The organism is Streptomyces sp. NPDC088246 (assembly GCF_044741025.1).
Taxonomy (GTDB): Bacteria; Actinomycetota; Actinomycetes; order Streptomycetales; family Streptomycetaceae; genus Streptomyces.
Window position 1 is genome coordinate 45,169 of sequence record NZ_JBIURV010000018.1, and the last position, 14,444, is coordinate 59,612.

12 protein-coding genes and 3 pseudogenes are annotated in these 14,444 nt (G+C 70.7%); 10 read left to right on the forward strand and 5 right to left on the reverse strand.

Annotated elements, in window-relative coordinates; translation table 11 throughout:
- Positions 1–32 precede the first annotated feature (32 nt).
- The 7 genes and pseudogenes from ACIPEK_RS24260 to ACIPEK_RS24290 all read left to right on the forward strand — a co-directional run bounded on the left by ACIPEK_RS24260 (position 33) and on the right by ACIPEK_RS24290 (position 7,012).
- Positions 33–3,299 carry a DEAD/DEAH box helicase gene (locus ACIPEK_RS24260; RefSeq protein WP_401999607.1) on the forward strand — a complete coding sequence of 1,089 codons (3,267 nt, stop codon included), beginning with the start codon at positions 33–35 and terminating at the stop codon, positions 3,297–3,299.
- Positions 3,300–3,338: 39 nt separating this feature from the next.
- A pseudogene (locus tag ACIPEK_RS24265) lies at positions 3,339–3,821 on the forward strand (IS3 family transposase); the annotation flags it as partial.
- 200 nt (positions 3,822–4,021) lie between these two features.
- Positions 4,022–5,119, forward strand: coding sequence for a MerR family transcriptional regulator (locus ACIPEK_RS24270; RefSeq protein ID WP_401999927.1), 1,098 nt, complete (start codon positions 4,022–4,024; stop codon positions 5,117–5,119).
- Positions 5,120–5,535: 416 nt separating this feature from the next.
- On the forward strand, positions 5,536–5,961 hold the full coding sequence (gene panD, locus ACIPEK_RS24275; RefSeq protein ID WP_401999610.1) for an aspartate 1-decarboxylase: 426 nt from the start codon (positions 5,536–5,538) through the stop codon (positions 5,959–5,961).
- A 30-nt stretch (positions 5,962–5,991) separates the two neighbouring features.
- Positions 5,992–6,351 carry a GNAT family N-acetyltransferase gene (locus ACIPEK_RS24280; RefSeq protein ID WP_401999613.1) on the forward strand — a complete coding sequence of 120 codons (360 nt, stop codon included), beginning with the start codon at positions 5,992–5,994 and terminating at the stop codon, positions 6,349–6,351.
- 180 nt (positions 6,352–6,531) lie between these two features.
- A complete protein-coding gene (locus ACIPEK_RS24285; protein ID WP_401999616.1) occupies positions 6,532–6,837 on the forward strand; it encodes a hypothetical protein in 306 nt (101 codons plus the stop codon).
- Between the two features lie 43 nt (positions 6,838–6,880).
- Entirely contained in the window at positions 6,881–7,012 is a 132-nt protein-coding gene (locus ACIPEK_RS24290; protein ID WP_401999619.1) for a hypothetical protein, read from the forward strand.
- 372 nt (positions 7,013–7,384) lie between these two features.
- Here the strand turns inward: ACIPEK_RS24290 and ACIPEK_RS24295 are convergent, their stop codons facing one another.
- The gene (locus tag ACIPEK_RS24295) at positions 7,385–7,828 is read right to left on the reverse strand and encodes a hypothetical protein (RefSeq protein ID WP_401999622.1); all 444 of its coding nucleotides are present in this window, start codon (positions 7,826–7,828) and stop codon (positions 7,385–7,387) included.
- Between the two features lie 2 nt (positions 7,829–7,830).
- On the reverse strand, positions 7,831–8,319 hold the full coding sequence (locus tag ACIPEK_RS24300) for a MarR family winged helix-turn-helix transcriptional regulator (protein WP_401999625.1): 489 nt from the start codon (positions 8,317–8,319) through the stop codon (positions 7,831–7,833).
- Positions 8,320–8,450: 131 nt separating this feature from the next.
- On the opposite strand from ACIPEK_RS24300, the pseudogene ACIPEK_RS24305 reads away from it, so the two are divergent.
- Positions 8,451–8,863: pseudogene (locus tag ACIPEK_RS24305) on the forward strand (alpha/beta fold hydrolase); the annotation flags it as partial.
- 50 nt (positions 8,864–8,913) lie between these two features.
- Here the strand turns inward: ACIPEK_RS24305 and ACIPEK_RS24310 are convergent.
- Positions 8,914–10,329, reverse strand: a complete 1,416-nt coding sequence (locus ACIPEK_RS24310) for a tetratricopeptide repeat protein (protein WP_401999629.1) — start codon at positions 10,327–10,329, stop codon at positions 8,914–8,916.
- 204 nt (positions 10,330–10,533) lie between these two features.
- Here ACIPEK_RS24310 and ACIPEK_RS24315 point away from each other — a divergent pair, with 204 nt between their 5' ends.
- Positions 10,534–11,949, forward strand: coding sequence for a M64 family metallopeptidase (locus ACIPEK_RS24315; RefSeq protein WP_401999632.1), 1,416 nt, complete (start codon positions 10,534–10,536; stop codon positions 11,947–11,949).
- Positions 11,950–11,956: 7 nt separating this feature from the next.
- Here the strand turns inward: ACIPEK_RS24315 and ACIPEK_RS24320 are convergent, their stop codons facing one another.
- Complete coding sequence (locus ACIPEK_RS24320) at positions 11,957–12,754, reverse strand: family 1 encapsulin nanocompartment shell protein (protein ID WP_383077206.1); 798 nt, start codon at positions 12,752–12,754, stop codon at positions 11,957–11,959.
- The gene (locus ACIPEK_RS24325) at positions 12,754–13,827 is read right to left on the reverse strand and encodes a Dyp-type peroxidase (protein ID WP_401999635.1); all 1,074 of its coding nucleotides are present in this window, start codon (positions 13,825–13,827) and stop codon (positions 12,754–12,756) included. The genes ACIPEK_RS24320 and ACIPEK_RS24325 overlap by 1 nt, the downstream gene beginning before the upstream one ends.
- A 329-nt stretch (positions 13,828–14,156) precedes the next feature.
- Between ACIPEK_RS24325 and ACIPEK_RS24330 the strand changes: the two are divergent.
- A pseudogene (locus tag ACIPEK_RS24330) lies at positions 14,157–14,371 on the forward strand (type 1 glutamine amidotransferase domain-containing protein); the annotation flags it as partial.
- Positions 14,372–14,444: the final 73 nt, after the last annotated feature.

Below are 14,444 nucleotides of genomic sequence, written 5' to 3' on the forward strand. Positions count from 1 at the left end.
ACCGGGTGGACGAGGGGAGATTCGTGGGGGACATGGCCGAACTCGGTCTGACGGTCGTGGAGGTCGTACGGGTGCGCTGGGGCGTCGTCCTGCCCACCGACGGTCTCATCGCCCGTTTCACCGAACCCGGTTGGACCTACGAGGAGGAGGTGGCACGCCCCTGCCCCGAGTGCGACGGCCGGATGCACTCGCTGCGCAGACCGTACGAGTCGGCGGGGAAGGTCTACCGCTACGTGGCCGTCGTCTGCCCGGTCTGCCCGGGGGCGTACACCCTCGCTGACCTGGGCGTAAAGACCTACGAAAAGCTGTGCGCGCGGCCCGGTACGGCGAAGTCGGACGCGGTGGAGCCCGGCGGGGCGAACGAGTCCGGTGCCGTGCCCCCGGCGCGGGCGTCTCGCCGGACGGGCGCGGTGCGGCCGACGGGGACGCGTGTCAGGGCGACAGCACGGACGAACTCGGCATGGCTGTCCGAAGGGGCACGAGAGATCGAACGGTTCCTCGGCCCTTGCCCTGCCGGGCCGGGCGTCACCATCACCGTTGTCGCGGCTTCTCCCGCCCCTGCCTGGCCGACGGATCTGCCGATGCCGACCGAGCCGGAGAAGCGCCATCTGTTCTGGCGCAAGGTCACCGACCCTGCCTGGCGGCCGCCCGAGGGGGCGGTGACGGCGGCCGATGACATCCGAATCATCCTTCCCGAGGGCCCCGCCTTCGACGACCTGCGCGCCCACCTGGCCGAGCGGGGCATCGCGTTCCGCAGCGTCCGGCACTGGGTGGAGGACGAACAGGTCGGCACGGTAGGCGAGTTCGGCAGTCCCACGGATCTGGTGGCCCACCCCGCCCGCGCATTTGCGGGCCTGGGTTCCCCCATGCCGCCCACGCCCGTCGCGGGACCCGGGGCGCACGCCGCCCGGGACGCGTTCGAGGCCCAGTGGGACGCCCTGGCAGACCTGCCGGACGCCGACGAGGCCTCGTACGTACCGGTCACCGATCTGGTCCCCGAGGACTGGACCCGGCTGTTGCCGCACCCCACCTTCAACCCGGCCCAGGCCGACGCCGTTCCCGCCCTGCTGGAGGGCGACGGCCATGTGATGGTCGTCGCCCCGACCGGCGCGGGCAAGACACCCATCGGCATGGTGGCCGCGCTGCGGGCCCATGCGCAGGGCCGCAAGGCGGCCTGGCTCGTCCCCCAGCGGTCGCTCACCGACGAACTCGACCGCGAACTGGAGAACTGGCGGCGGCACGGCATCGGGGTCGTCCGGCTCACGGGCGAGTACGCCACCGACACCGAACTCGTCCGGGAGGCCGACATCTGGGTCGCCACCACCGAGAAGTTCGAGGCGATCTGCCGAAACGGGTCGCTGGGCGGCGTCCTTGCCGAGGTCGGCTGTCTGGTCGTCGACGAGATCCACCTGCTCGGTGATCCGGTGCGGGGCGCCGTGCTCGAAGCGGTGCTCACGCGGGTACGCGAGGACAGTGCCCAGACCCGCATCGTCGGACTGTCGGCGACCGTGGCCAACGCCGGCGAGGTCGCCGACTGGCTGGGGGCCCGGCTGATCCGTACGTCATGGCGGCCGACCCGGCTGACTTGGCAGATCCCCCTGCTGCCCGCCGCACGCTCCACGCGGTCCACCGCTGCTCGGACCTCCGCCGCCGTGCGGCTGGTCCGAACCGTGACCGACGAGGATGGCAGCGTGCTCGTCTTCTGCAGCAGCAAGCGCGGAGTGCGTGCGACGGCACTTGCCATCGCCGCGGACCGCGGGGCCCCGACACGCGGCGTCGACGCGGACGACACAGAACTCGTTGAGCGGCTGTGCGGCAGCGTCGGCGTCGGACTGCACTACCGCGACTGGCCGTACAAGCGCGAGGCCGAGAAGGCGTTCCGGGCCCGTGAGACCGACGTCCTGGTCGCGACCTCCACCGTGGCAGCCGGGGTGAACCTCCCCGCCCGCGCCGTTGTCGTGCGCGACGGCCGCCTTGGCCAGAACCGGATCGAGGTGTCCATGGTGCAGCAGATGTTCGGCCGCGCCGGACGGGTCGGCGCGGGGGAGCGGGAGGGCTGGGCCTATCTGCTGGCGGACGAGACGGAGCGCCCCGTGTGGCAGGCTCGGCTGACCGTCGGCTACACCGTGCGTTCGCGTATCGGTGACCGGCTGCCCGACCACCTGCTGGCCGAACTGGTGCAGGGACGCGTGACCTCGCTGGAGGGCGCCGAGGACTGGTGGACCGACACATTCGCCTTCCATCAGGGGCACGACAGTGTCGAGCCGCTCCATGACGCCGTGGACTATCTGGAGGAGGCCGGCTACCTGCGCCGGCATGCCGGACCCGGGGGCGACACTTTCCTGGAACCGACCGAACTGGGTACGCTGACCAGCCGCTTCATGGTGGACGCCGTCCTGGCGCACGAGCTGTCCGAAGCGGTGCGCAACCTGCCCGTACCGGAGGACCCCGACCACGCCGAACAGGAACTGACGAGGCTGCTGGCCACCCGGCTGCCGGAACTGGCGGAGGCCGCGTTCAGCGACCGCGCCCGGGCCACCCTGCGCAGGGTGCTGCACCAACAGGGCCGGACGGAGCAGCTGGAGATCGATCAGGAACCACCGGACAAGGACGAGGGACTGCTGCCGGGAGACCTGGCCCACGCGGTGCTGCTGCTGGTCGCCATCAGCCCCCAGGCGTTCGCCGCGCGCGCCGGGTACGTGCTCGGCATCCCGGCCGAGAGCCTGACGGCCGTCCTCGACGAGGCCCAGCGCTATCTGGCCTGGCTGGGTGCCCAGGGAGAGCTGGGCACCGTTCACCCCTGGGCGGCCGTCGTGGCCGCCGACCTCGCCGAACGCATTCGCTGGCGCGCCCTCGGCCCCGATCGGGGCGCCGGCAGGCTGCTGTGGATGTGCGGCCGGATGGCCACACCGCGGCTGGCACCGCGTCTCGTGCCGCGCATGTGGCGCGCGGCGCGCGATCGCGGTATCGGTGCCCCCGACTGGACGGGGACCACCCCGCCGCGCGACAGTGCGATCACACCGGCGCGATACCAGGCGCTGCTCAAGCAGCGGGCCACCGGAACCGCCCTCACCCGGCACTCCGGCTCATTGCGTGTGGAAGCCCCGCACGGCGCGGTGATCTGCCTCTGGGACGGCGCGACGACGAGCCGGTACGTCTCCGACGGCACCCCCGCCATAGTCGACTACCCGCCGGGCAATCTCGATGACTCTTCAAGAGGCCGACGAGGAAGCGCCGTCTTCACTCGCGGCGACCGCCACGCCGCAGGGTGGCTCGCGTCATACAACGGGCACTCCTGACAACGGGTTTCACAAGGGACTTCTGAGCACCGGCAACGGATGCTCCGGTTGCGGGCGGATAACGCCCGGCTGCTGAAGGCGGAGAAGAAGTGGCAACTGGAGCGCGAGATCCTGCGCCGGGCAGCCGCCTATTTCGCTCGGGAGGTGAAGTGAGACCCCGCCGCTGGGAGTTCACCTCCAAGAATCGCGCCGACTTCGGCGTGAAGCGGATCTGCCGGTTCTGGGCATCTCCCGCTCGGCTACCACCAGCTCCGGGCCACTGCAGACGCCCGCGCCGAACGAGCCGTCGAGCAAGAGCGAACAGTGTCGGAGATCCGACAGATCCATGCCGACCACCAGGGCGCCTATGGCGCCCCGCGCGTCCATGCCGAACTCCGCTCCCGCGGGAGAAAGATCAACCGCAGGCGTGTGAGCAGACTGATGAGGATCAACCGCATCGTCGGACGGCACCCGCGGCGCAAGAAGCGTATGACCATTCAGGGCAAGACGGCCCCGCCTGTGCCGGACCAGCTCCTTCTCGATCTCCGCGAGCCTCGGCAACATCTTCGGGTTGCGGCATCGGGCATCGAACGCAGGCTTCTCTGAACCAGACCATCGCCCTGGCTTGCAGCAGTCGCCTCGGACTCGCTGCTCCCCGTTCGGCTCTCGCTGTCAGAAGCGAGGCGCTTGACCCTCACGTGGCGTCAGGCTGCATAGTCGGTGCCGTGAAGGAGCACCTGACCGTGGGGCGCGTGTCCGAGTTGGCGGGCGTGAGCGTCCGCACGCTGCATCACTATGACGAGATCGGGCTCGTACGGCCGTCGGCGCGAACTGCAGCCGGGTACCGGGTCTACTCGGCCGACGACGTGGAGCGACTGCGCGAGGTACTTGCCTACCGGCGCCTGGGCTTCGGACTGCGGGAGGTCGCGGACCTGGTCGGCGACCCGTCCACCGACGCGGTCGCGCACCTGCGCCGACTGCGAGGCCTGCTGCTGGAACGGCGCAATCACGCCGATGCCATGGTGGCGGCCATCGACAGAGAACTCGAGGCACGGGCGAAGGGGGTCAAGGTGACGCCGGAGGAGCAACTGGAAATGCTCGGCGCACGGCTGTACGACGCGATCGGCGGCGCTTACACCGCGACACGGCGTACTGAGCCGCGGATCGCCGCGCAGATCTGGGACGCGCTCGGGGACGCGCAGACGGTGCTGAACGTCGGGGCCGGCACCGGCTCCTACGAGCCTGCTGATCGCAACGTGACCGCGGTGGAGCCATCGGCGGTCATGCGGGGGCAGCGGCCTGCCGGCTCGGCGCCGTGCGTGGCCGCCGCCGCGGAGAGCCTGCCGTTCGAGGACCAGTCCTTCGACGTCGCGATGGCCGTCTCCACCGTTCACCACTGGGGGGACCCGATAGCGGGGTTGCGCGAGATGCGCCGCGTGGCCCGCCGCGTGGTCGTGCTCACGTTCGACACCGACGAGCCCGGATGGCAGGACCGGTTCTGGCTTACCCGCGACTACCTGCCCGAGTTCGCCGCCGTTCTCGCGGAATTTCCCTCGCTTGCCGGGATGGCCGACGCGATCGGCGCCCGCGCTGAGCCGGTGCCCATCCCGTGGGACTGCGCTGACGGCCTGTTCGAGGCGTACTGGCGCCGACCGGGGGCGTATCTGGAGGATCACGTGCGCCGTGCGATGTCGGTGTGGACGAGGGTCGGGCCGCAGGCCGAGCAGCGGGCGGTGCGAAGCCTCAGCGACGACCTCGACTCCGGCCGGTGGGCCGAGCGCAACAGCGACCTCGCCGACCTCGACGCGGTAGATCTCGGCCTCCGCCTGCTCATGGCTTGAACCGCGTCGCAGCGTCAGCGTCATGGCGGCTCCTGGACGGCCCGCCGGTCATGTGCGGCGCTGAGCGGGCATGGCGCTGTGGTGAAGTTTCCCAAGGCCGGGTAGTTGGCGCTTGGGCCGGAGGCGCAAGGCAGCGGTCCTCGTCGGGGCGGCTGCCGCGTAGCGGCCCGTTCGGAGTCCGTCACCGCGCTGCTCGATCAGGACCCACGCCTGCGATGCCGTGGGAGCGGATCCGTGAGAACGGATCAATGACCCCGTCAATCTGAACTGGCATGCCGTCAGACAAGTCAGTCATTTGGTCAGCTTCAGTACCGCGAAAATGATCGACCTCCTCTGCGCAAGGCGTGCCGTTGTACAGTGAAAAACGCCTTTGACCTGCAGCAAGCAGGCAGGGAGCCGACCTGTAGGAGCACAGAATGCTGCGCACCATGCTCAAGTCCAAGATCCACCGGGCCACCGTGACTCAGGCCGACCTGCACTACGTCGGCTCCGTCACCGTCGATGCCGAGCTGATGGAAGCCGCGGATCTGCTGCCCGGCGAGCTGGTGCACATCGTCGACATCGACAACGGCGCCCGCCTGGAGACGTACGTCATCGAGGGCGAACGCGGCTCCGGTGTCATCGGTATCAACGGCGCCGCCGCCCATCTCGTCCACCCCGGTGACCTGGTCATCCTGATCAGCTACGCCCAGGTCGGCGACGCCGAGGCCCGTGGACTGACCCCGCGCATCGTGCATGTCGACGCCGGCAACCGTATCGTCGCGCTCGGCGCCGATGCCTCCGAGCCCATACCCGGCACCGCTACCGAACGGAGCCCGCACGCCGTCCCCGCGGCGCGCTGATCCGGCTCGACCACCGAGGGAGTACCCGTCATGGCAGAACAGACCGACCGGATCGAACTCGACATCCGCGACGACCGCGCGAGCGGCAACCTGCTCGCGTACGAGAACGGCACGGCCGTTGGAGTCATCGCATACTTCGTGATGGACGGCGACCCCGCGGCGCTCGTGGCCGTGCACACCGTCGTCGAACCCGGCCACGAGGGCAAGGGCATCGCCGGCGCCCTCGTCCAGGAGTTCTACGCCATGGCGGGCCGTGAGGGCGTCCCCGTCGTCGCGCTCTGCCCGTACGCCGCGAAGTGGGCGCAGCGCCACCCCGACCGGGCTCCCGAAGCCCCGGCAGAACTGGTGGAGCAGGCGAAGGTCCAGCTCGAGTCGCACCCCGAGCTGTAGTGATCCCATCGGCCGGGGGTGTACCGCTTGGCGGATGACACTCGCCCTGCTGCACACCTCCCCGGTCCATGTCCCGGTCTTCGACGCGCTCCGGGACACGGACCATCCCGGGCTCGCCCTGCGCCATCTCGTGTACGAGGACCTGCTCACCCGGGCAAGGGGGTCGGGAGCCCGGAGGTGGTGTCGGGCGAGATCCGGGCGCTGCTCGCGGGCGCCGTCGCCGAGGATGCCTCCGCAGTGCTCTGTACCTGCTCGACGATCGGCGGGGTCGCGGAGTCGGCCGCGGCGACGCTCGGTGTTCCCGTGCTGCGTGTCGACCGCCCGATGGCGGCCGCTGCCGCGGAACGGGAACGCGTGGTGGTCCTCGCGACCGACTCCGCGCCCCTGGGACTCGCGCTGCTCGCCGAAGGGACGGGGGGACCGGCCCGTAGGGGTTCGAACCGTGATGGTCGACGGCGTCTGGGCGGCGTGCTTCGAAGCCGGTGACCGTGACGGCTGTCCGGACCTGGTCGCGGCCACGGCCGATGCGATGGCGGACGCCGATGCGACCGTGCCGGCGCAGACGTCCATGGCCGATGCGGTCACCCGTACGGCCACCCGGATCCCGGTGCTCTCCAGTCCCCTGCAGGGCCTCGCCACCGCGGCCGCCGCCGCGTGCTGACCTGCCGTTCGGGTCCCGGACCCGCGCGGATCATTCGGAACCTGTACGCATGGACTCACCAGGCGAGGGCAGCCGCGCCGGGGGACGGTGGAAGGAGATCCACCCCGAACCGCCCGGAGGCCTCCGATGACCAATCCGTACCCTGACCCCGTGCCACCGGCGCCCACCCCGGGACCGATGCCGGGGCCTCCGGCGCCGCTGCCGGAGCCGCCGCCCCCGCCGCCGGGCCCCGTCCCGCCCGGCCCGTCACCGGATCCGATTCCGCAGCCGCCCACACCCGAGCCGGTGCCGGCGCCGGAGCCGTCACCCCGGTCGGCCGGATGACCGCTGCCCGGTGCGCTTCGCGGGCTCTGTTCCCCCGGGCGGTACGCCTCAGGCCCCGGCCAGGACGGCGTTCGCCCGCGCGGTGACCTCGGTGAGTACGCGGCCTGTCGCTGCCAGGTCCTCGGCCGGCAGACCCGCGTACAGCCGGGCCGTGATGTTCGCGATGCCGGCGCTGTTCGCCTGCCGGCGGTCACGGCCTGCGGGCGTGAGGGCGACGCGGACTGTGCTGCCCGGGACCTCCTCCAGCAGCCCCGCGGCGGACAGCTCGGCCACCGTGGCTTCGGCGACCTCTGCGTCGATCTTCAGTGTGCCGGTCATGCCGTCGACGAGCCGGCCGCGTTCGATCGCCTCGCCGCTGTCCGCGACGGCGTTCAGTGCCACCGACTGATGGAACGTGGTTCCGGTGGTCGCCAGCAGCCGTTCGAGAACGGCCCGGGTGGCGTAGTGGGCCTGGCCGATGATCTGGCCGTTGACGGGTGGTGTGACAGGCATGGCTACTCCTTGGCCGATTTGGTCGATGAACTCGGAACTGCGGGAATCGGTACGTCGAGAAGTGCAGTCAACGTGCGGGTGAATGCCTCGGTGTCCGCACCGTCCAGGCCGCCCAGCGGGGCCAGTTGCCGATCGAGGAGCTCTCGTACGACATCGACCGCGCGGAGCGTGACCGCGCGCCCCTCATCGGTCAACGAGAGCTGGACGGCCCGGGTGTCGCCGGGATCGGTGGTGCGCTCGATGAGGCCGGCGGTCTCCAAGGTGCGGGCCAGCTTCGACACGTAGAGGGGTTCGAGCCCGGTGTGGTCCGCGAGTCGGCGCTGGCTGGGCCGCAGCCCCGACTGCTGCATCCCCAGCAGGGATCCGAGGAGTGAGTACTGCGCATGTGTCAGGCCGAGCGGCCCGATCGCCCGGTCCACGGCCACCCGCCACTTCATCGACAGGCGCCAGACCAGGAAGCCGGGGGTCGGTCCCTGGGGTGCGTTGCTCATGAACAGATAGGGTACATGGCTATTATGTACATGGCGATTATCTGCATCGCTGCTGAATTGCGCACGGGGGAACGACGATCGCGTGGGAATCGAGCTCGCCGTGGCGGCCGCGTGGCGACGAGGATTGCGCCATGCCTTTCGTCACCGCCCCTGACGGCACCGAACTCGCCTACCGCGTCGTGGGTGAAGGTGAGTCGCTGCTCTGCCTTCCCGGTGGGCCCATGCGTGCCAGTGCCTATCTCGGCGATCTCGGTGGACCGTCGAAGCGGCGCCGGCTGATCACGCTCGATCTGCGGGGCACCGGTGACTCCTCCGTTCCCGCCGACCCGGCCACGTATCGCTGCGATCGACAGGTCGCCGACGTCGAGGCACTCCGTGATCATCTCGGTCTCGGCCGCGTCGATGTGCTCGCGCACTCGGCGGCGGCGATCTCGCCCTTCTGTATGCGGCCCGGCACCCGCAGCGCATCCGCACCCTGGCCCTGATCGCCACCCGTGCGCGAGCCCTGGGTGTCGACTTCACCCACGAGCACCACCGGGAGGCGGGCCGCCCAGGGGTGTGGCGGGCAGGCGGTCCGACTCGACCGGACGGAACTCAGGCGGTGGGCGGCCGCACCGGCGCCGGTCCCAATGTGGTGCTGCCGGGAGAGGCCCGGTGCCCGAGCCCGGTCCGGTACGCGTCCATCGCCGCCTCGGTCCGGCCCAGGCGCCGTAGCAGATCGCCCAGGAGCCGGCAGATGTCCGCGAGATCACCTGCGGCGCCCGCCCGCTCCAGCAGGGCCAGCGCGGTGACGTAGTGCTCCTCGGCGGAATCGAGGTTGCCCTGTTCCTCGTGAATGAGACCGAGAAGCCGGTGCGCGCCGCCGGCGTGGACCGATCCCCGGTCGGGGTGCAGTTCACCCAGGAGCCGATGCAGCAACTCCTGGGCCTGGGACGCCTTGCCGCGCCGACGCAGTACATCCGCCAGCTCCACCTCGACCTGCGCCGTGTACAGGGCGGCCCGTTTCGACGCCAGCATGTCGCGGGCGGCGCGCAGCTCGGTCTCGGCGCCGGACAGGTCGCCGTCCTGTGCGTGGACGTAGCCACGCATCCAGTGGCAGTGCGCCAACTCCGTACGGATCTGGAGCTGTTGGTAGATCTCGGCCGCCTTGGCGAGGGAGGCGTCCGCCTCCGTGGTGCGGCCCGCAGCGATGAGCGTGCGCGCGACGCTCCGGTGCAGTCCGGCGACCAGCTCCGGATCGGACACCTGCGGTGCGAGAGCCAGTGCCAGCTCACCCGCCTGGGCGGCGCGAGCATGGGCGCCCATGTCCATGTACGGCGCGATCGCGGCCGTGTACAGCAGCAGGAGTGCGCCGGGGTCCTGCAGGCCGGAGGCGTTCAGCTCGTCGATGGCGCTTTCCAGCAGGTAGCAGGCGTAACGGAGTTCACCCGCCAGTAGATGGGCGACCGCCCGGCCGCGGACGGCCGGGGCGCGCCGGGGGAGCGGCGCGTCGGCGAGCAGCCTCTCCGCGGCCTCGAAGTGGCCGCGTGCCACAGGCAGATCGCCCGTCTCCAGTGCGCACTGGCCGAGCCCGAGCAGGGCTGCGGCGCGTTCGCTGTCGAGTCCGTGCTCATCGGCCTCGGCGAGCAGTCGGGTGTAGGTGGTGGCGGCGTCCTCGGCGGCACCGGTGGCCAGTGTCCGTTGGGCTTCGACGAGCTTCAGCCGCAGCTCGGTGGCGAGATGGGCGGGGCGTCCGGTCGCCAGTTCCTCGTACGTCACGCCGAGCCGGTCCGCGAGGTGGCGCACGGCCGCTTCCGACGGGCGTACCCGGCCCGCCTCCAGGGTGGAGATGTAGGCGGGGGTGTAGGAGGGCTCGGCGAGCTGCCGCTGGGTCAGTCCGCGTTCGGCGCGCAGCCGTTGTACGCGCCGACCGACGGCTCCGGGATCGTCGTAGCCCGGGCCGTGCGCGTCGTCCGGTCCGTGGTCGGAGCCCGCTCCGGCACCGCGTCCTGTTGTGCGCTTCTCGTTCATCGCGCCGCCCCTTCTGCCTCGCAAGGCCTCGAAATGCGGCCCATGCATCGTAAATGCCCGGTTACGAGCCTCAACCACCCGGCCCCCGGGACTTGTTCAGGGCCCCGCATCCTTCTAGGTTAAGCGGCATATTAATTCCACTTAACCAGCGAGTTACGTGCTGGTCGTGCCCCGGAAGCGCCCCAGAAACCGCAGGAGTTGTCCATGCGCATACGCGCCCACACGCGCCGAGCAGCAGTATCGATGACGGGACTTGCTCTCGTCGGCCTCCTGGCGGCGGCCGCCGCCACCGCCCCCGCGTCAGCCACCCCCACGGGCACCGATGGCGGTCGGCGCGTCGAGGCCGAGTACTTCCCCGACCCCGGCGGCCCGGGCCGGACCGTGGAGGTCCCCGCCGCTTCCCCCACGCAGAGGCGCAAGGGCGCCGCCGCCCCGCTGAGCGCCGCCGAGGCCGCACTCGACGGCACGGTGGGCAAGCAGGCCGTGACCGGTCCCACCGACGACCGCCTGGACGTCGTGATCATCGGCGACGGCTACACGGCCGGTCAGCAGGACGACTTCCACGCGGACGCCACCGCCAAGTGGGCCGACATCACGGCCCTGGAGCCGTACAAGAGCTACCAGGGTCTGTTCAATGTCTGGACCGTCGATGCCGTCTCCAACGAGTCCGGCGTCAGCGGAGACCCCGGAGCGGACACCGTCAAGGACACCGCACTCGGCAGCTACTTCTGGTGCTCGGACACCGAGCGGCTGATCTGCACCGACATCGACAAGGTGGCCGCCTACGCCGCCAAGGCCCCGGCCGCGGACCTCGTGGTCGTCATCGCCAACTCCACCAAGTACGGCGGCGCGGGCTACTCCGGACTCCAGGCCGAGGGCTACCCCTTCAACGGAGTCTCCACGCTCTCCTCCGACCACGCCTCGTCCAGCCTGATCGCCGCCCATGAGATCGGGCACTCGGTGGGCCTGCTCGACGACGAGTACACCTACGAGGCGTACGGCACCTGGACCGGAGGCGAGCCGGGCGGAATCAACTCCACCACCTACACGCCCGCGCAACTCACCGAGAAACAGGCCAAGTGGTACCGCTGGCTGGGGCAGAGCGACCCGGCGGGCGGCACCGTCGGCACGTACGAGGGCAGCGCCTACTACCCGTTCGGCATCTACCGCCCGACCGCCTCATCGATCATGCGCGAGCTGAGCAACACCGAGTTCAACCTGCCGGGACGCGAGGCGATGATCGCCGGGTTCTACCGTGGGGGCAACGCACTGAGCAGCACCGTCGACACGGACGACACCGTCGGACCCGGCCGCCGTATCGCGGTGACTTTGGCGGACCTCACCACCGTCGGCGCCGAGCCCCACACGCACGGGCGGCCCGGTGCCACCACCGGTCTCGCCAGGACCGATCTGCGCTGGTACGTCGACGGCGTCGAGAAAGCCGCAGCCCGGGGACGTACTTCTGTCACCCCGGCCTCGCTCGGAGTCCACGCGGACGGTCGCAGCCACAAGGTGACCGCCGAGGCCGTGGACCGTACGGACGCCATCCGCGACCCCGCCGTCCGTGCCCTGGCCACCGACACCCTCACCTGGAGCGTCAGGCCGACCGGACACCGGTAGCGGTTCCTCAGGCGATGATCGGGACGACGGCCTCGGGCGTCAGCATCCGGAACGTGAACGCCTGGTGGAAGTAGAGCCGGATGCTGGTCGCGTCGTGGTCCTGATAGCCGATCGACAGATCCTGGCCCAGGCACAGTTCGAAGTCGCCGCCACGGGTGGACAGAAGTACACCACCCGCGACGGCGGGCGCCCAGAGGATCTGGTCGTCGAGCAGCCGGGCCAGATGGGTGGCCACCGGATATCCGTGGTCGGAGGTCTCGGTCGCCTCGGTGAAGGCGTCGGCACCGAGCAGCAGCCGGTACGGCCCGTCGACACCGGCCAGCCGCAGTCGGGTCAGTGCCTGGCTGACGGTGGCCGGGTAGTCGCGGGCGTCGGCCGGCAGCGGCAGCGGGGAGTGCGAGGAGCCGTCCCGAAGTCCGGTGATGCCGGCCGACGCGTACCCGTCGATGATCGCCATGTCCTCGGCGAACGCACAGGTGCGGGCCGCTTCCTTGACGGGCTGCCAGTCGCTGTCGTCGGAACCGCGCTCGACGTCGTCCACGGCCGACCGGGTCACCGTGAACGGCACCCGCCAGTCGATGACGGGCACCGAGGTGCGGGCCCGGGCGATCACGTCCGGCGTGGGGGGATCGATGTCGCGCAGATGACCGTCGCCGATGGCCGCCAGCTCGGGGCCGTCCGGGCCGGTCACATCGACGACACGGCGGCCCGCCACATGGCGGCTGAAGGTGCGCCGGGCCTCTTCTTCGATCTGGTCCCAGGCGGCTTCCGTGACAGGGGCGAGTTCGCGGTGGAGGTTGTTCATCACTGGGCGCTTTCTTGCAGGCTGCCGATGTGCAGCGAACCGTCGTCCGAACGGACCGGGGCCGGGGCGTGCGCCACTGCCGGCGCGGACGCCGGCTCCGGCAGGGCCTCGGTCGCGGTCATCGCGGGCGACGGCGGCGGGGCGTCGAAGAAGTCGGCGCTGGGGACGTAGAAGAGCGTGCCGGTGACCGCCGTCGAGAAGTCGAGGATGCGGTCGTACGTGCCGGTCGGATTGCCGAGGAACATATTGCGGAGCATCTGCTCGGTCACGCCCGGGTCGGCGGCGTATCCGATGAAGTACGTGCCGAACTCGCCCTGTTCGAAGCTGCCGAACGGCATGTTGGCCCGCAGAATCTCGCGTTCCGTGCCGTCCGGGTCGGTGATCGTATTGAGGGCGACATGCGAGTCGGCGGGCTTGACGTCATCGGGGAGCTCGATGTCGGCGAACTTCGTACGGCCGATGACCCGCTCCTGCGCCTCGGTGCTCAGCGTGTTCCAGGACGCGAGGTCATGCAGATACTTCTGCACGATGACATAACTGCCACCCGCGAACTCCGGATCCTCGGCGCCGACCAGGGCCGCCGACCGTGCACCCGCCCCCACCGGGTTCTCGGTGCCGTCCACGAAGCCGAGCAGATCCCGGTGGTCGAAGTAGCGGAACCCCTGTGTCTCGTCGACGACCTTCACCGCGCCGCCGAGCCGGTCGAGGAACTGGGCCGCCCACTCGTAACACACGTCCATCCGCTCGGCCCGGATGTGGAGCAGCAGGTCCCCCGGAGTGGCGGGGGCATGGTGTCGGGCACCGTGCAGTTCCTGGAACGGGTGGAGCCCCGCAGGGCGCGGCCCCGCGAACAGCCGGTCCCAGGCGTTGGAACCGAAGCCGGTCACGGAGACCAGGCCGGTGCCCGGGAACCGGAATCCGATGGAGCGGGCGATCGCCGCGAGATCGGGCAGCACCTCGCGTACGACGGGCTCGCCCCCGGGCTCGATCGTGGCGACCAGGATCAGGGCGGCGCTGGTCAGCGGCGCGACGACGGGCTGTGCCGCGACAGGTTCCGGCGTGGCGTCGGGCATACGTGGGGCTCCATGGGTCGGCAGCGGTACGGAACGGCAACGGGCTCGCGGGTGCGGGGGACAAGTGGGCCCGCTGCTACTTACGCATACCTACGACGACGCCGCACCCCGGGTCACCTGACCGGGCGACCGTGCGCGGAGACCTGAGATCCCCCTGGCCTCCGCCGCGCTTCTGGCCGTCACACAGGCGGCTGTCAGGTGCGACCGGCGTGCAGGAGGTGATCGTGGACCAGATCGACATGGGGATGGGGAGCGGAGCCCGGTCGGCGTACGAGACAGGCCGTGTTGATCGACGGGTCGTCCGGGGCCTGCAGGAGGGTCAGGGGTGCCGCCCGCCCGGCTCCACCAACGCCGAGGAGCGCCGGGCCCGTTTCGCCGACAAGGCGAAGTGGCTGCTCCAGGACCGTCTGTGGAGATCGGCACAGATTTTCAGGAGGGCGAGCCATGGGCCCCGCACGTGGTCCTCGACCGCAACCCGGTCACCGGCCGGAACCCGTCCTCCTCGGCTCCGCTCGCGGCGGAACTGCTGAAGGAGTCGGCCTGACGAGGGGCGCCTGCACCCTCGGGGTGGACGGCGGTGCAGCCGGGGCACGGGGGCCGGCCAACCCGGACCTGGG